This window comes from Fulvivirga kasyanovii (genome assembly GCF_009711405.1).
GTDB classification, from domain to species: Bacteria; Bacteroidota; Bacteroidia; order Cytophagales; family Cyclobacteriaceae; genus Fulvivirga; species Fulvivirga kasyanovii.
In genome coordinates this window covers 1-17,393 of the sequence record NZ_SMLW01000542.1, presented here as the reverse complement: position 1 = coordinate 17,393, position 17,393 = coordinate 1, and the positions used below count along the sequence as shown (strand labels likewise).

11 protein-coding genes are annotated in these 17,393 nt (G+C 44.1%); 4 read left to right on the top strand and 7 right to left on the bottom strand.

Annotation, left to right across the window (positions count from 1 at the left end; all coding sequences use genetic code 11):
• On the top strand, positions 1-477 hold a 477-nt coding region (locus E1163_RS12770), incomplete at its 5' end, for a YfiR family protein (protein WP_155172287.1).
• Between the two features lie 42 nt (positions 478-519).
• Positions 520-2,436 (top strand): PAS domain S-box protein, encoded by a 1,917-nt coding sequence (locus tag E1163_RS12765; protein WP_246223644.1) that lies wholly within the window; start codon positions 520-522, stop codon positions 2,434-2,436.
• A 68-nt stretch (positions 2,437-2,504) separates the two neighbouring features.
• Here the strand turns inward: E1163_RS12765 and E1163_RS12760 are convergent, their stop codons facing one another.
• Positions 2,505-3,161: an HAD family hydrolase gene (locus tag E1163_RS12760; protein WP_155172281.1), complete on the bottom strand. Its 657-nt coding sequence runs from the start codon at positions 3,159-3,161 to the stop codon at positions 2,505-2,507.
• 169 nt (positions 3,162-3,330) lie between these two features.
• Between E1163_RS12760 and E1163_RS12755 the strand changes: the two genes are divergently transcribed.
• The gene (locus tag E1163_RS12755) at positions 3,331-4,551 is read left to right on the top strand and encodes a DEAD/DEAH box helicase (RefSeq protein ID WP_155172280.1); all 1,221 of its coding nucleotides are present in this window, start codon (positions 3,331-3,333) and stop codon (positions 4,549-4,551) included.
• Between the two features lie 209 nt (positions 4,552-4,760).
• Here E1163_RS12755 and E1163_RS12750 read toward each other — a convergent pair whose 3' ends face one another.
• The 5 genes from E1163_RS12750 to E1163_RS12730 form a co-directional block, all read right to left on the bottom strand.
• Positions 4,761-5,903, bottom strand: a complete 1,143-nt coding sequence (locus E1163_RS12750) for a hypothetical protein (RefSeq protein WP_155172277.1) — start codon at positions 5,901-5,903, stop codon at positions 4,761-4,763.
• A gap of 162 nt (positions 5,904-6,065) precedes the next feature.
• On the bottom strand, positions 6,066-7,595 hold the full coding sequence (locus E1163_RS12745) for an MFS transporter (protein WP_155172275.1): 1,530 nt from the start codon (positions 7,593-7,595) through the stop codon (positions 6,066-6,068).
• A 70-nt stretch (positions 7,596-7,665) separates the two neighbouring features.
• Positions 7,666-9,030, bottom strand: a complete 1,365-nt coding sequence (locus E1163_RS12740; protein ID WP_155172272.1) for an alpha-amylase family glycosyl hydrolase — start codon at positions 9,028-9,030, stop codon at positions 7,666-7,668.
• A gap of 42 nt (positions 9,031-9,072) precedes the next feature.
• Positions 9,073-11,493: a glycoside hydrolase family 31 protein gene (locus tag E1163_RS12735; protein ID WP_155172269.1), complete on the bottom strand. Its 2,421-nt coding sequence runs from the start codon at positions 11,491-11,493 to the stop codon at positions 9,073-9,075.
• 539 nt (positions 11,494-12,032) lie between these two features.
• Positions 12,033-15,635, bottom strand: coding sequence for a chemotaxis protein CheB (locus E1163_RS12730; protein ID WP_155172266.1), 3,603 nt, complete (start codon positions 15,633-15,635; stop codon positions 12,033-12,035).
• Positions 15,636-15,727: 92 nt separating this feature from the next.
• Between E1163_RS12730 and E1163_RS12725 the strand changes: the two genes are divergently transcribed.
• Complete coding sequence (locus tag E1163_RS12725) at positions 15,728-16,261, top strand: hypothetical protein (RefSeq protein ID WP_155172263.1); 534 nt, start codon at positions 15,728-15,730, stop codon at positions 16,259-16,261.
• Positions 16,262-16,316: 55 nt separating this feature from the next.
• Here E1163_RS12725 and E1163_RS12720 read toward each other — a convergent pair whose 3' ends face one another.
• Entirely contained in the window at positions 16,317-17,120 is an 804-nt protein-coding gene (locus E1163_RS12720) for a M57 family metalloprotease (RefSeq protein WP_155172260.1), read from the bottom strand.
• Positions 17,121-17,393: the final 273 nt, after the last annotated feature.

The window sequence follows — 17,393 nt, the reverse complement described above, 5'->3', positions numbered from 1 at the left end:
TCATTTTTATTTTTTGGTCTTGCTGTGCAGGCGCAAAATTACCAGTTACATTCCGTTTACATTTATAGTTTCATTCGTTACGTCCAGTGGCCGCCCGGAGAATCTTCTTCGGATTTTGTTATTGGAGTTCTGGGAGACTCTCCCTTAATTCCTCATCTGCAAAAAATGGCAGAAGTCAAAAAGGCAGGGAACCGCACTATTGTGATAAAAAAATTCAACTCTGTCAGCGAAGTTGCTGATAGTGAGATTGTGTTTATGTCGAAAGAGTCGGGTAATCAGTTGCAGGGGCTTTTGTCCAAACTTAAAGGCCAGAGTACCATGATCATAACCGAAGAAGAAGGCATGGGCAAGGAGGGTAGCAATATTAATTTCGTAATCCGTAACGGAAAGCTCGCTTTTGAACTCAATAGGGCAGCTATGGATCGTGCTGACCTGAAAGTATCAACAGAGCTATCCCGGTTAGCAATTATTATATAACTTTAAATACATTTAATCTACAGATTCAGCTATATGCGAAAGATGAAATTCAAAATTGGTAATAAGATTTTCGGTGGTTTTCTCATCCTCATTGTGTTGTTTGTTGTCAATGCTTCTATCATTTTTTACAATGGTAATGTGATAGATCAGGTAGTAAACCGCTCTTCTGAGGTTATCAGGCCATCAAAAGAGGCTATTAATGACTTCATCCTTTTGGTGACCAGGTCCAAGATGCTTATTACCAACTGGGTGTACCTTCAAAGTAATACCGATGACAAGGACGCCCTGCGTGATCTTCACGAGTTTGACTACCCTGAACTGAAAGAAGAGATCACCGGCCTGATGGTAGACTGGGAAATAGACAGCCAAAAGCAGTTGATGGACTCGGTTTTCGTTGAGTTTGACAAGCTGCTAAAGGTAGAGAAGGAAGTAATGGGGCAGTTGGTAACCTTTGAGAATTACGAGGATCCGCTGACAAAACTTTTGGCAGAGGACGCCATTGAGAGCCAGGTTATTCCGTTAACGTCCTCCATCATTTCGATGCTGGACAAGATTGCTTTAATGCAGCAGGAGGTAACAGAGGAGTCTGATGCTGACCTGCAAAAGGCGGCAGACCAGTTAAGAAGTATTACGATCATTCTGGGAGCCATTATAGTGGCACTGAGTCTTTTCATGGCCTTTGTTATGGCGCGGTCCATCACACGGCCTATTAATTATATCAAGGACATTGTGGTCAAACTGGGCAAGGGAGAGCTGGTTGATGATTCGAGTCGCAAGTTTAATAATGACGAAATTGGAGAGATGGCGGAGGCCATGGATAGTCTGATCCATGGGCTGAGGTCTACTACATTGTTTGCCGAAAATATTGGTAAAGGCAAGTACGATTCTGAATTTACACCGTTAAGTGACCATGATGTACTGGGTAACGCCCTTCTGGAAATGAGGGAGAACCTTTCACGTGTAGCTGAGGAAGATAAGAAAAGGAACTGGTCTACAGAGGGTCTGGCCAAATTTGGTGACATACTCAGGAAGAACAATGACAATATCAGCAAACTTTGCGATGATATAGTTCGCAACCTCGTCAAGTATATGGGAGCCAACCAGGGTGGTATCTATATCATTGAAGATGACGGTTCTGACGATCCTTACATGACTTTGATGGCTGTTTACGCCTGGGATAAAAAGAAGTACCTCAACCAGAAAGTGTACAAAGGAGAAGGACTGGCAGGGCAGGTGTGGTTAGAGATGGATACTATCTATCTGACAGAGGTACCTGACAATTACATTAAGATCACCTCAGGTCTGGGTGATGCTAACCCTAAGAGTATTCTGATCGTGCCGTTGAAAGTTAACGAAGAGATATACGGTGTGGTGGAGATTGCTTCATTCAATGCTTTTGAAGAGCACGAAATAGACTTTGTTGAAAAGATAGCCGAGACTATTGCTTCTACCGTATCTTCGGTGAAGATCAATGCCAAAACGCAGAGCCTGCTTGAAGAGTCTCAGGAAATGACCGAGCAAATGAGGTCTCAGGAAGAGGAAATGAGGCAGAATATGGAAGAGCTGCAGGCGACTCAGGAAGAGATGCAAAGAGGACAGGCTGAGGCTGAAAATACCATGGAAGCTATCAATCAGGCTGTATCAACCTTAGAGTTTGATCCGGAAGGCAAGATTGTAAATGTGAACCGCAACTTCCTCGATATGATGGGGTACAGCAAGGACGAGCTGGTAGGGGAGTTCCATAGAATTTTCGTTTCCAAGGAAGAGAAGACTTCTGATGAATATAAGCAGTTCTGGCGAGACCTCTCTTCGGGACAACCTAAAGAAGGCGAATATAAGAGGCTTGATAAGTCAGGCAGAACGAGATACCTGAAAGAAAGCTATGCGCCGATCAAAAACAGAGATGGTTCTACAGCCAAGATCATGCTGTTTGCCACTGACGTTACGGAGTATAAGTAAAAGAAACGAGGTAACTCAAAATAAATAATAAGTAAAAAACCTTCTCCAAAAATGGGGAAGGTTTTTTGTTATGCAGTGAGTTTGCCGATGAGTGTTTTTAATTCGTCCGGGTTTGAAGCTACATGACTGGCACCTATTTCCAGCAGGATTTCCCCATGACCATTGCGTATGTGGCTGGCACCGGTAAAGCCTATCACCGTCATACCTGCATCAACGGCTGCTTTCACGCCGCTCTTGCTGTCTTCTACAACCAGGCAATGTTCCGGGCTTACTTCCAGGGTCTTGGCTGCATGCAGGTAGATATCAGGCCAGGGTTTGGGGTTTGGCACCATTTCGGAGGAGAAAAACTTCTCATTGAAGATGTCCTCCAGTCCAATATGCTTAACCGCTTTCTTTACCTGCCACAAACTGCTGTTGGATACGACTGCTTTTGGGAATGGCAATGTCCGCACCACATCCTGCATGCCTTTGACCGGCCTGAGCTGATCATAAATATCAACATCACATTGGTGGGTGAATTCTTTGAGGTTGATCTGTTGTAACTGCTCCGGTGATAGCAGCGAATTGAATATGGAGCTAATGGTTTTTCCGGTATAGGTAGTCAGGTAATCTTCAACAGTCACGTGAATGTCGCACTGGGCAAAAGCCTTTGTCATAACCTCTGCGGCTATAATTTCGGTATCAACCAGTACACCATCGCAGTCAAAAATGAGTTGTTTAAACATGAAAAGGATTTTTTTGTTGATATAATTTGTAATTACAATGCAATGATAATATTTTGTCCGCAACGATTATGTAATAAATTTGAGTATCTTGCGCAAATTGAAGATAGCAATGAGCTATCGGGAGGTACTGCGAAGTAATTGGCGCTGTTGACTTTAAATAAGGTAAATATTGAAATTTAAAGATTTGGGCCTGGATAATCGCCTGTTGGAGGGGATTGAGGCCATCGGTTTTGAAAATGCTACTCCGGTTCAGGAGCAGGCTATTCCGGAAATATTAAGTGGAAAGGATATGATTGCTTCGGCCCAGACGGGTACGGGCAAAACGGCTGCTTTCCTGCTACCGGTCATTCACCAGATACTGGCGGGTGGACATGATGACAATAATATCAAAGCACTGATCATAGTGCCTACTCGGGAGCTGGCCGTACAGATCGACCAGCAAATGGAAGGGCTATCGTATTTTACATCTGTCAGCTCCATAGCTGTATATGGTGGAAGTGACGGAAGCTCGTTTACCCGTGAGAAGCAGGCACTCTCTGAGGGTGCAGATGTAATTGTGGGTACGCCGGGACGTTTGATCGCACACCTGAACATGGGCTATGTAAAGGTTGATCAGCTACAGCACCTTATTCTCGATGAGGCTGACAGGATGCTGGACATGGGCTTTTATGACGATCTGATGAAGATTATATCTTATCTTCCTAAAAAGCGTCAAAACCTGCTGTTTTCGGCTACCATGCCTCCAAAGATCAGGGAACTGGCCAAGAAGATCCTTCACGAACCAGTGGAGATCAATATTGCAGTGTCTAAGCCTGCCGAGCGGATTCTGCAAGTAGCCTTTGCCGTTTATGACAACCAAAAGATCCCTCTGGCGAAATACCTGCTTCAAGCCAAAAAGCTGCAAAGTGTCATTGTGTTTTGCAGTACCAAAAGTAGTGCGAAGCAACTGGCCAAAGAGTTGAAGGCACTTGGTTTCAAGGCTGAGGACATTCATTCCGACCTTGACCAGTCAGAAAGGGAGCAGGTGCTGAGAGAGTTCAAAAACAGGAAGCTCAACATCCTGGTAGCTACGGATATCATGTCGCGTGGTATCGATATTGAAGATATAGAACTGGTGATTAACTATGATGTACCTAACGACGGTGAAGATTATATTCACCGCATCGGAAGAACCGCACGGGCTGCATCAAAGGGCGTAGCCTTTACTTTTATCAATGAAAAGGAGCAGAGCAAGTTCCTGAGCATAGAAGAACTTTTAGGAGCACCCGTTCCTAAAGGCAAAGTGCCCGCATCGCTTGGAGAGGCCCCGCTGTATCAGCCTAAAAGGAGAAGGAGTGGCGGATTTAAGCGATCAGGAAAACCCAGAAAGGGATATAAAAAGAAAAGCTGATCGGGCAGAATGACGACTCATAAAAAAGCCCTCAGGTGAATAATCTGAGGGCTTTTTTATTGAGTAAAACTTGTTGCTGAAAATCAATAACTCGCATCTATTATTATCTTATATGGGTTTGCCAACTGCTTTTGCCCAATTAACAACTGTCCGTCAAACATAGAGGTGAAAAGTTATAGTTTTTCCAAAAAAATCCTCCTGACCTTTCATTAGTATCTCGAGTAAAATGAATTTACCGAGGAAGTCAGTTGGTCGTAAATGGGTTTGGTAAATTCGATGAACATGTCCTGAGGAGGAGGTGGAGGAACTTCGGAGTTATTGCAGATCTTTAGCTGCTCTTCGCTCAAAGCGCGCTCGTCCCCACTGAATGTGCCCCACTGGGAGAACCATACAAATTCGCCATTGAATTTATTGTGGGTGAGTACGGCGTCGGATTGTGCATCAAAAACTCTCATACTGAAGGTGCCTTTTGAGATCACCTCTTTTTTCCAGGTGGTGAGCTTTGCCGTTACGGTTCCGTAGGCATCTACTTTTTCACCTTCAATCACCACCGTGCCTACTTTTACACTATCCCTGCTGAAAGTTTCTGTCTCCTTTACTACATGCGTTTCACCTACTGTAAACTCATCGAACTCAAGCCTGAGGTATTGATCAACAAAAGGAAGCTGCTCTTTTTCAGCCTCACGGGGCGTGTAGAACTTCACAAACTGGTTGCTCCTGAATTGAGAATGCAGGTATTCTTCAATTTTGTCCTGGAAAAAGGCCGCGCTTAGCCTGTATCTTGAATGGACCGGAATCTGCTCTACCACTACCTTAAGTGTAGCCAGAAAGTGGGCTTCTTCAATTTTATTAAGCACATCTTTATATCCGGGTACATACCCTTGTACATCTTTGAAGAGGAAGTACGCCGTTTTTGCATCTTCGCGGGTCTGACGGTTTAGTGCGGCCATGGCAGCTTCATAGCTTTCATTGGCAGCCCTATCCTTAAGCTCAGGCAGCTTGTCGTAGTAATTTTTTGGGTTATGTATGACTCTTAATGCTCCGGGAGACCTTCTGATCTCCTCATACATCACGTTGATTTGCTGGTATCTTCTAAGGGCATCGCGATATTTGAAAGGAGCATTGCTGGCCAGGCTGTTGGTAGCACTTTGCTCGATAGTCTTGACGGCCAGGGGATAGCCCTGCCGCAGAGTTTCCTTCGATTTTTTATGATCAGGCTTTTGGCGTAAGCGGTTAACTGCTTTTAAAACAGCTTCGTAATAATCTCCTTGTTCAAATGCCTTCTTACCAGACGTACAGTCTGTAAGTAGTAGCGGTGCGAACAGTAATAACAAAAAGTAAATTTTTCTCATATGCAAGTAAGTTTCAACTCACATATAAAATGGCTTTAGCGGTAATATCCGTAATGATACGGCCAAAGTCCTTTTTATATGCTAAGGCTTATAAGTGCTACAATTAACATAATTGATGCCAGATTATAAAGCCTTAGCGTAATTTACCTCTTCCGAATTACATCAGGCTGCATTTTCCTTCATAAGCACCTCATCTTTGTCATTGACGCCGAGGCAAAGCAAACCAGCCAGTATCATTGAGGCTCCCCCGATAATCAGGGCATAGATAAACTCGCTGTTAAAGAAGGTTGAGATCAGGAAACCCAGTACACTGGCAGCCACGATCTGAGGGATTACTATGAAGAAATTGAAAATACCCATGTAGTAACCCATTTTTTTCGCAGGCAGTGCAGAAGAAAGCATGGCATAGGGTACAGATAGTATGCTGGCCCAGGCTATACCAACGCCTACCATAGACAGGATCAGCCAGTCGGGATCGCTGATAAAATAAAAGGAAATAAGGCCAAGGCCACCGCACGTTAAGGCCAGGAGGTGGGTGACGCGACGGCTGGTCAATTTAGCCAGGTAGGGCAACAGCAAAGCGGCAATGGCTGCGACGCCATTGTATCCACTGAAAAGTAGCGATACCCAGTCAGCACCCTCATTATAAGCCAGGCTCGTGGTGTCCGTGGAAAGGTATATGTGGCTTGTAACAGCGGAGGTGGTGTAAATCCACATGGCAAATAGGGCAAACCATGAGAAGAACTGGACAAAGGCCAACTGAATCATGGTTTTGGGCATATTTTGAAAATCGCGTACGATCTGTACAAACCCATTGCGATATAAATTTTGCTTCATAAATAATGATGCCACAAAATAAGATAAGCCAAAGACCGATATCACACCACATAATACATATAACTGAGGATCCAGTTGCCGGGAGTAAAACCAGATGGTCAGCAAAGCAGCAATGGCCAAAAGTCCAAGGCCAATTTTCATATATACGGAAGGTGCATACCTGATCTGAATAGGCTCGTCTTTCTTTTCAGGATCAAGGTCTTCTTTGTCTGGAGGATACTCTTTGGTAGATAAAACAGTCCACATCACGGCAGCAAAAAATGCAAAAGCACCTACATAAAATGACCATTTTACAGATTCAGGAATTTCACCGGCTGCAGCCGTATTGGACAGGCCAACCCAATTTGCAAACATCCACGGAAGCGCAGAGGCCACTACAGCACCGATACCGATGAAGAAGCTCTGCATGGCAAACCCTGTAGTACGCTGAGAAGGAGGGAGCATGTCCCCTACAAATGCCCTGAATGGCTCCATGCTTATGTTTATGGAGGCGTCCATGATCCATAGCATACCGATGGCTATCCATAAGGTCGGTGAGTTAGGCATAATGATCAGGGCTATTGAAGCCAGGATGGCACCAATAGCGAAGAATGGCCTTCTGCGCCCCCATTTCGGGTGCCAGGTTTTGTCACTGTAATAACCAATCAGCGGTTGTACCAGCAGGCCGGTTACAGGGGCCGCCAGCCAGTAGAACGCCAGGTTTTTGGTGTCTCCACCCAGTGTTTCAAAGATACGGCTGGTATTGGCATTTTGAAGGGCAAAGCCAAACTGGATGCCTAAAAAGCCGAAGCTCATGTTCCAGATCTGCCAAAAGCTTAATCTTGGTTTTTCAGATGTAAGGGATACCTTCTCCATTTTTCAGTTTTATAGGTAGGTTGAAACAAAAACTGCCTCTCTGTTGATCAGGAAAGGCAGTCGTTATTTACTATTTAATAATTACTATGTACTCGTAAGGTTTTAAAGTTTTCAAGCCAGACAGATCCACCTGCTCGCCGGTCATATAGTTTTGGTGTGAGCCAGATAGTTCAGCGTTCTGTGCAATTTCCTGCTGCTGGTTGCTGAGGTTGAGGATTACCAGTACTTCGTTCCCATCCTTTTTCCGGCTGTACGCCAATACGTTTTCGTTGTCAACATCTATTTTTGCAGGCACCCCACCGTATTGACCGCTCCATAAAGCCGCATTGTTCTTTCTCAGGCTTACGAGCTTTTTGTAGAAGTCGGTCAGTCCTTTTTCATCGTGCCAGTTGATGCTGTCTTTTTCAAAGAAGGCAAGTCTTTTATTAAGGCCTACTTCCTGGCCACTGTAGATCATAGGTATGCCGTAAATGGTGAATGTAAAGACCGCAAAGGCTTTGTGACCTTCTCCATATCGCTCAAATACGGTACCAGCCCAGGCGTTTTCATCGTGGTTGGTAGTCATCAGCAGCCTAAAAGGGCTATGTCCGTAATGGGCAAGGTCCTTTTCAATAGACTCGTACAGTTCGTCTGCTGTGTGTTTTCCTTTAGCGACATCTTCGGTTGCATGCAGTATGCTCCAGTTGTAGGTGGCATCCAGTTCGAGGTGCATCCTGGGCTCATCCCATTCTGCAAGCCAAAACAGGTCTTTCAGGGGATCGAGAGCAGCCGTGGCTTCTTCCCAGAAGTAAAGTGGTATTTCATGGCCGGCATGGTCGCATCTGAAACCGTCAATATCTGTTTCATTGATCCAGAACCTCATGGCATCGATCATTTTCTTTCTGGTCTCCGGCCTGGTGTGGTCCAGCAAGGCAATGTCGGTCCAGTCTGCCTCATAAGTAATATTTCCCAAACTGTCTTTAGCGTAATATTCCGGATGTTTCGTAATCCACGGATGGTCCCATGCAGTATGGTTGGGCACCCAGTCGAGTATAACATACATACCCAGCTCATGCGCTTTGTCCACTGTGGCTTTGAAGTCTTCCAGCGTACCAAACTCAGGATTGACAGCCTCATAATCCTTGATTGAATAATAGCTGCCGAGTGTGCCCTTCCTGTTTTTCTCTCCAATAGGCTGTATAGGCATAAACCATAAGATCTCCGTGCCCAATTCCTTTAACCGTGGCAAGTGCTCATTAAAAGCTTTAAAGGTGCCTTCGGGTGTAAACTGGCGAATATTGACTTCATAAATGGTCATATTGCCAGCCAGTTGCGGAAATGTGGCTTCTTTCGGCTCTTCGGCCTTTTTTGCCTCCTTATTGCCATTTTCGGCAGGGGTGCATGCGCAAATGCCTGCCAGCACAAGCGTTAAAAAGTGTAAGCTATACTTCTTCATATGGGGTTGAATAGGTTAATGTAGTGTATTTAAGTCAGCACTTTACCACCTGATCTCAATTGCTTCGTTGGTATTGTCGAAAGAAAGCATACTGAGATCTTTCACCAGAAGCCTTGTATTAGGCTCGGTGTAAATAGGATCAAAGTTTGAAATCGGTAGTATGAACTGATAATCGTGTGTTTCAGGCGTGGCAGCCGCGTTATTTACCGTTGCTGAATCAGGGCTGAAACCATGGAAACATATTTTTATATGCTGATATCGGGAGCTGAAAGCACCTTCCGCTTTGGATATTTTTATGGATGAGCTTTCAGGGTTGTATTGTATGGTACGTTTGTGGTAGTTGCCTTGCTGGTACTCATAAGATTCACCGTCATCTTCGTAGTAGGTATATGTTGAGGCCTCTTTCCCTGCATAGATATGAAGCTCCAATATATCACCGAGGTCGGTGGTGTTGAAACCTGCCTGTGGGCTTACCGGAATAATTGATGATGCTTTAACGAATAGCGGAAGTCTTTCAATCGGGCATTCGGCAACAATCTCCTGTTTGCCATGATAGTGTTTGTCAGTGAAGAACTCATACCATTCACCTTCAGGTAAATAAACCTTCGTCAGGTCTTTGGTGCTTTCCACCGGACCCACGAGTATATTTTTCCCAAACATATACTGGTTATGATACAGTTTGTCATAGACCTTATCATCGTGGCTGTAATCAACGGCCAGGCTTCTGGCTATCGGCGTACCGGTTTGGGCAGATTCATAGAATGCACTGTAAATGTAGGGCATTAGTTTGTAGCGCAACCGGATATAGTTTCTTGATATTTCTTCAACCTCTTCCCCGTAAGCCCATGGTTCGGAGTCCCGGCTGTTGATCATGCTGTGGCCTCTGAAGAAAGGGGAGAAGGCCCCCAGTTGTACCCAGCGGGCAAACAAATGCTCACTGGAGTTTCCTACAAAACCACCGACGTCATAACCGGCGAATGAAATACCGGCCAGCCCTAAGCTGTTTACCAGTCTTACACCTACGAGCATGTGTTCATCATTGGCTACATTGTCACCTGTCCATACTGCTGAGTAGCGCTGCACGCCGGAGAAGCCGGCGCGTGTGAGGTTGAAAGGCCTCTTGCCGTTGAGGTGATGCTTTGATCCTTCAAATGTGCTTTTGGCCATCTGCATACCATAGATGTTGCGGCCTTTGCGGGTTGTGCCTTTGTGGCCTTCCAGGTCAAACTCTATCAGTTCAGGCATCATCTGTCCCCAGGTGGCTATTTCATTCATGTCATTCCAGAAGCCATGAACGCCCATATCAACGTATCCCTTCAACTTATCCTTCCACCATGTACGGGTTTTGGGGTTAGTAAAATCAGGAAAGTGGCACCATCCGGGCCATACTTCGCCTGAGTAATAACTGCCATCGGGATATTTAAGGAAAACATCATTTTTCTTGCCGTCCTCATAGGCCTCGTAACCATCTTCGATCTTTATGCCCGGGTCGCACATCACCACTACATGAAAACCAAGCTCCCTGAGGCGTGCTATCATTTTTTCAGGGTCTGAAAACTTCACTTTGTCCCAGGTGAAGATCTTGTAGTTCTCCATGTAATGGATATCAAAAACGATCACATCCGCAGGAATGTCCTTGTCCCGGAAAGTCTGGGCAACAGTAAGCGCCTCCTTGTCAGGGTAGTAACTGTACCTGCACTGCTGGTAGCCAATGCTCCACAAGGGTGGCATCGACATCCGGCCGGTCAGGTATGTGTATGATTGAATAATATCATCCACCGAGTCGTGATGGATGAAATAATAGTTCATATCGCCACTGTCAGCCGAGAAACTTGAAAATCTGTTATTCGATGCTGCAAAATTGAAGTGCGATTTGTGGGAGTTGTCCAGAAATATGCCGTAGGCCAGCTTGCTATGCAGGCCGATATAGAATGGAGTGGAGCAATACAAAGGGTCACTTTCCGGGCCGTAGGCGAAGCTGTCAGTATTCCAGTGCTGATAGCCGTGGCCTTTGCGGTCCAGTGGGCCTGTCTTTTCTCCCATACCAATAAAGCGCTCGCCTTTTTGCAATTTTTTATAGGTGGTAACCTGCTCACCGATCCATGAAGTACCAAAGCTGTCGTCTTCATTGATAACATGGCCATTTTTATCGTAAAAAGAGAAGCGAAGTGGTTGCTTATCGATTTTCAGATCAATGGCACTGGTACTGAGTATTAAGTGATCCGGTGAGTCTTTCAGGCTGAAATCTTCAAACTCCGGCTTTGCGACCACTGCATATGAATGTTCATCATAATTTTCGTTGGCAGTGGCATGGATACGGATAATATTTGATGAATATACGAGAACCCTGAACTTATAGCTACCGGTTTTTCCTTCTAGTCCGTTATGCTTTTCCTCAAACTGTATCAGGTTGTCCAGGCTGTTACTTAGATTGGTTTTTGATGGTGATTGAGATACTATCATTTATCTAAAGTTAGTTAAAAAATGCCCAAAATCCGGCTTTTTTCTTACTGCAATTCGAACGAAAGTAAAGAGATTATTCGGTACAAATCGACCGTTTAGGCCAAAAAAATACCGAAATCGTTTGCGTTGACGATTGTATGCAAAACCGCCTGAATTTCAGGTGTCTCCAACAAGGGAAATTTGTCGGTTATTCCTGATTCTTATGCAAAGCCTCAGGGAGTCAGATGCCGGATTGTTCCCCCGGGGCTTTTTACAATATTTTTATTGACCTAACAGTTGTGAATAAGTAAAGGTTATGGAGGGCAGGGGAAGAGTCAAACGTAAAACCTGTGGAATGAGTGCACCGGAAAAATAAGAACCCTCAAAGTAAGCTTAACTGGTGAGCAAGATAAAACTTCGAATATTACTATAACACTCTGATTTACTAACTGCTTTTGCCTCTGTTTAACAATTGTCTGTCAAACAGAGGCAAAAAAGTTAGTGTCTCCCTGGAAATTCGCCTGATCCCAGGGGACCGGATGATCCGTCCCTTGTATTTTTTAATTATTAACGGGTAACCGAACGAAGAACTTGCTTCCTTCGCTGTCATGGTCGGTCACACCGATTTTTCCTTTGTGTTGGCTAATGATCTGCTTGGAAATATACAATCCTATCCCAAGTCCGGATGTAAAATCATGGTTCTTTTTCAGCCGGTAAAATCTTTCGAAGATTTTTTCCCGGTATTCAGGTTTTATACCCGGTCCATAATCCACCACCTCAAACACCACGTGACCATCTTCTCTGAAATTATTGATCAACACTTTATCGGCATTGTTGGAGTATTTTATGGCATTACTGATCAGGTTGACCATAACCTGCTCCAGGCGATTGGCGTCACCTTTGATCTTGGTTCCTGATTTACCGTTGAGCAGGATTTTGTGATTGTTGCTCAGTGGCCTGGCATCATCCACTGCCTGTTCCACAAGTTTGTCAAAATCAAATTCTGTGATGTTAAACTGCATTTTTCCTGTCTGTATACGGGTAACGTCCAGCAGGTCTGATACAAGTGAGTTGATCTTGTTCAGCCCTGATGAGGCTTTTTGGGAGTATAGCCTTGCCGTGTCCAGGTCTTCTTTCTTCAGCACCTCTTCCAATAACTCAAGGTATGCCTTCACGGTAGTTAAAGGCGTTTTTAGCTCATGGCTGGCTATGCTCATAAACTCATCCTTCTTTTCTTCAATGGTTTTTTGTTCGTGAATATCGGTGGCAGTGCATATCCATACAACCAAATTGCCTTCCTGGTTAAAAAGAGGAGTGTTCCTGATCAGGTGCCACCTGTATTTGTGGTTCTTGTCTTTGAGGCGGTATTGTCTTCTAAACCCATCCTGGTTTTGTTTAGCCTCTTCATTGGTCAGATCGGGAGCATACTGAACATCCTCTCTGTGAATATACTCCGAGAGTTTCAGGTCTTCATATTCTCCGTCAAAACCAAAATAGTTTATCATAGTTTGATTGATGTAGGAAATCCTGCCCTCAGGATCTATAGTCCATATTTTTTGGGCCATAGATTCAGCCAGTGTGCTAAAGAACCTGGCGCTGTTTTCAGCTTTTTTCCGGTTGTTTACGTGCTCCGTTACATCTACCGCATAAATGATGATATCAGGCTTATCATGATCAGAATATTTTAAAGGAGCATAAGTGAAATTGAAGTACCTGGTTTCTTCACCATTTCCATTGTAATCCATGGTAACTGTCGCCTCGTTCTGGTGATAAGCTTTACCACTGTTTCGAACATTGCTCAGCAAATCGATAAAACCATGTGCTGCCAGTTCAGGCATAACACTCATGACCGAATGCCCCTCAAGTACACGGTTGGGAAATAACGCTTTGTAAGCAGGGTTTGCAAATTCGTAGATGAAATCTTCTCCTTTCAATACCGCGATATGGTCGGGAGAAGTTACCGATAGCTTTTCCCACATTTGCTTTTGCCTTGACAGCTTTTGTGAGGCTATTCTTAGGTCAACGTAGGCATTTTCAAGCTCTTCATTGGTGGCCTGCAGTTCCTCGTTTGACGTTTCCAGTTCCTCGTTGGAGGCCTGCAATTCTTCATTGGATGATTGCAGCTCCTCATTCAGGGCCTGCAACTCCTCGTTGGTGGTTTCCAGCTCCTGCACCAGTGTATTCATATGTTGCTTGTTGCTGATCAGCTCATACTGTAGTTCCTGGTTGCGCTGAGATTCCATGAGAGCCTCATCGCCTTCATCGGCTTTAACGAAGAATGGCTCAATATCATTAAATGATTCAAAGATCACCATAAAGTAGGGATGGCCCGGCTTGGCATATATCAATGGTTTTACAATAATCCTTACCAAATGGTTTTGGTTATTGTCATGAAAACGCCGAGGCCCGCCTTTTTCTATTTTCAGAGATTTTATAGACTGCATAATAAGTGCCCTGGCTTCAATTTGAAGCTCTTCCACTATTAGCCGCAGTAAATTCATATTAGCCAACCCGGGCTTGATTTTCAAAATATTGTTGGTATCCCCGGATATCTCAATGATATCCATATTTTCATCGACGATCACATAAGGGTGCTCATAGGTATTATAAACCGTTTCTTTCACCATTTCATGGATCGAAAGCGATTCATTTTTGAGATTAAGCTTGGACGAAACCTTTTTGTCTACCACCAGTGGTTTGGTTGAAGGCAGTTTCAGCGGCTTCATAGGATTTCTTGCCTTACGCGAAAAAATCCGGTATTTAGCATTGATGGTGCTGAACAGGTTTTTATAGTTACCAACAGACTCCGACTTCCCAAGAAATAAGATGCCCCCAGGTAGGAGGGAGTATTGAAAAATTGGAAAAATGTGGTTCTGTAGTCTCTGATTAAAGTATATGAACAGATTTCTGCAGCTTATCAGATCCAGTCTTAAGAAAGGAGGGTTTGAGGTAAGGTCATGCTTGGTATAGAGTATAATTTGCTTGATGTCCCTGCATACTTCGTATTCTTCCTCATTGAGTTTTTCAAAGTATTTGTCCACCAGATTTTGTGGTATTGCATCAACCTTATCTTTTTTATAAATACCGACACGAGCAGTTTTTAGGGCACCTGTGTTAATATCGGTGGCGAAGATCTGCGGTTTGATGTCATACCTGCCAGTCTTCACCAATATTTCATTGATAAGAATGGCAATACTTACACTTTCCTCCCCGGTGGCACATCCCGGAACCCATATCCTTAATTTTGCACCTTTATTTTTTTGATGAATAAGGTCTTCCAGTTCAATCCTCAAGGCTTTAAAGGCTTCATCGTCCCTGAAAAAGGATGTAACTCCTATGAGCAGGTACTTGAAGAATTCATCAAGTTCATCCTCATTATTTCTTATATATTTCAGATAAGCCTCGACTGTATTAAACTTTTTATCGTGCAGCCGCTTTTCCAGCCTTCTGATAATAGTTGATTCTTTATAGTTGCTGAAGTCAGTTCCTATTTTAGCTTCCAGCAGGCTCAAAATAGTACTTATGTCATCACTCGATTCGTAGAAGGTATTTTCTTCCGAAGATTCTTCCTGTGCTTCATTTCGGTTGCCATGGAGCATATCGAGCAGGTTTTCGCCAATCTCTCTCGGAGAAAGCACGGCATCTATCATACCCGTACTTATGGCTGCATGTGGCATACCGGAATATTTACAACTGTCAAGGTCCTGGCAGATCGTAAGACCACCCGCCTTACGCAGTGCCATAACACCTTTGCTGCCGTCCTGTCCTGTTCCCGAAAGTACTATGCCAGCAGCATTTTTTCCATATTCTCTGGCCAGTGAGGTGAAAAGCCGGTCAATACTTGGCCGGGGGCCACCCGCCTTGGTCTCAACTATTTCCAGGTGAGTGCCTTCCAGTATGGCATCACAATTTGGCGGGGTAACATAGATATGGTTTGGTTCCAGCTCTACACCATCGGTGATCGCCGTAGTTGGTAATGTTGTTTTACGACTAAGGATCTCAGTCAGCATACTTTTGTACTCAGGACTGAGGTGCTGAGCTATTACTATTGCAGTATTATCTATATTATCGGGTAATGAGTCTATTAATTCCTGAAGGGGTGTCAGGCCTCCTGCCGACGCCCCAATCGCCACTATATATTCTACTGATTTATTTCTGTTCAAAGTAATTTTAAATTTTTTGTTCTTCTTCTAAAACCACGAAGAAAGGAAATTGTTAATGGAAATGTTTAACAATCAGCACTAAAACATCAGCTATGGCATCTATTTGGGTAGACTCAGAATGCAGAATAATAAGAACCGACGAGCAGTGGGATACCCTGGCCGAGGATAACAATGCCTCCCAGCTAATCGGGGAAAAAATCAAAGGTAGTTTGATCTGGAAATACATTAAAGGCGACGCTGCCAGGATGTTTTTAGATGCACTGATGACCCGGGTTAAGATCTCCGGGAAACCTTATATTCTACATTACAGGTGTGATGGTCCCTCCAAAGCCCAGTTTATGAGAATGATGGTATCCAGGTCAGACGATAATACTTTTCATATTGAGCATGATCTGGTCCGGACTGAGAAGATCAGTCCGGAAATCAGTTTTATTGAAGACAAGGAAGCCGAAGAAGAGCGCTGTGCCGTTTGTGGTAAAGTACATTTTAAAGGAGAGTGGTTCGATGCCTTGACGAATAGGCGGGTATTTGGAAGTTTGGAGGAGCTTAGAACCCGGACCGTGGTATGTGAGGCTTGCGAGCCAAAAGTGTATTTGAGCAATATAAAAGAAGAAACCCCACATTGAGCGGGGTTCCTGTCTAAAGCTGCTTGTTTTAGTTGGTTTTGGTAATTAGTTGGTTTTAATAAAGATAATCAAGCGCTGTTTTGTCGTTGTTGTTAAATGGTCTGTCGGAGCCGTCGGAGCATGCAAGCATCCAGGAAGCAGCATCAGCGGTAGTAGGCGTGCCCGGGATGTGATTGGCACCTACACCACCATCGCCTTCATTGTCAGCACTTCCACCGCAGCTATAGCTTCTGTCCATGTAGTCAGTATGGCGGAAACCTATGCAGTGTCCCATTTCATGAGCAATAGTAGTGGTTAACGCACCGATATCACTTACACCATCATAATATTGCTTGGTGAGCAGGATCTCGTTGTGAGGATCGCCGCCCGCAGTGGGAAAACCTGCAGAACCCAGAATACCAAACCAATAGTACCACCATGGTGAAGGGTTGATCACCATATCAGCACCGCTTGAGCTGGTCACCCGTTGGAATGTAAGGTTCAGATTTTCATTATTATACCTCGCAATAGCTGCATCTACCGCAGTAAAGTATTTGGAAGAAAAGCTGGTACTTACATACACATCAATAGTCCGCGGCAGCGAAGACACCAGGTTATCTGTATGGTACTGTTCCTCAACCGCCACGATGTTTGACGGTTTCATACGATCCAGGTCAGCTTCTGAAAGCACAATATCGCCCTCAACGATAAGAGAACCATTGTACTGGAAAGCATTGTCTGTTTTGAAGCCCAGGGCATTCAGCTTAGCGATGGTTTCCGGGGAAATAGCCTCTTTTTCGGGTGCAACATCCTCCTGTTCACTACAGGAAACAAATAGACATAAGGCCAGACCAATGGCCAGTAATTTAGGGTTAGTCATAATAAAAGTTGGTTTAGGTTGGAAATATTAATTTCGAACCCAATATACAAATCGTTGAGCCACAATGCTTTTCAAAAAAGAGGTGGATATTACATGCAAAAGGAAAGTTGGGGTTTTGTGTTTTTGGGTCAGAGATTTTGGATAAAGAAACTTAGGTCAATTTTATTTTTGATGTAAGTTTCTTTGTGTTTTAGTTCGATTTTTGTGGTTAAAATTGCTTTTAATGTATGTTTAATTATTTAAATTATATTATAAATTGGAATAGTTTAATGT

Excerpts from the sequence above, each read along its gene's own strand:
- E1163_RS12765 (WP_246223644.1), top strand. The coding sequence starts at position 520 with ATGAAATTCAAAATTGGTAATAAGATTTTCGGTGGTTTTCTCATCCTC.
- E1163_RS12760 (WP_155172281.1), bottom strand. The coding sequence starts at position 3,161 with ATGTTTAAACAACTCATTTTTGACTGCGATGGTGTACTGGTTGATACC.
- E1163_RS12750 (WP_155172277.1), bottom strand. The coding sequence starts at position 5,903 with ATGAGAAAAATTTACTTTTTGTTATTACTGTTCGCACCGCTACTACTT.
- E1163_RS12745 (WP_155172275.1), bottom strand. The coding sequence starts at position 7,595 with ATGGAGAAGGTATCCCTTACATCTGAAAAACCAAGATTAAGCTTTTGG.
- E1163_RS12740 (WP_155172272.1), bottom strand. The coding sequence starts at position 9,030 with ATGAAGAAGTATAGCTTACACTTTTTAACGCTTGTGCTGGCAGGCATT.
- E1163_RS12735 (WP_155172269.1), bottom strand. The coding sequence starts at position 11,493 with ATGATAGTATCTCAATCACCATCAAAAACCAATCTAAGTAACAGCCTG.
- E1163_RS12725 (WP_155172263.1), top strand. The coding sequence starts at position 15,728 with ATGGCATCTATTTGGGTAGACTCAGAATGCAGAATAATAAGAACCGAC.
- E1163_RS12720 (WP_155172260.1), bottom strand. The coding sequence starts at position 17,120 with ATGACTAACCCTAAATTACTGGCCATTGGTCTGGCCTTATGTCTATTT.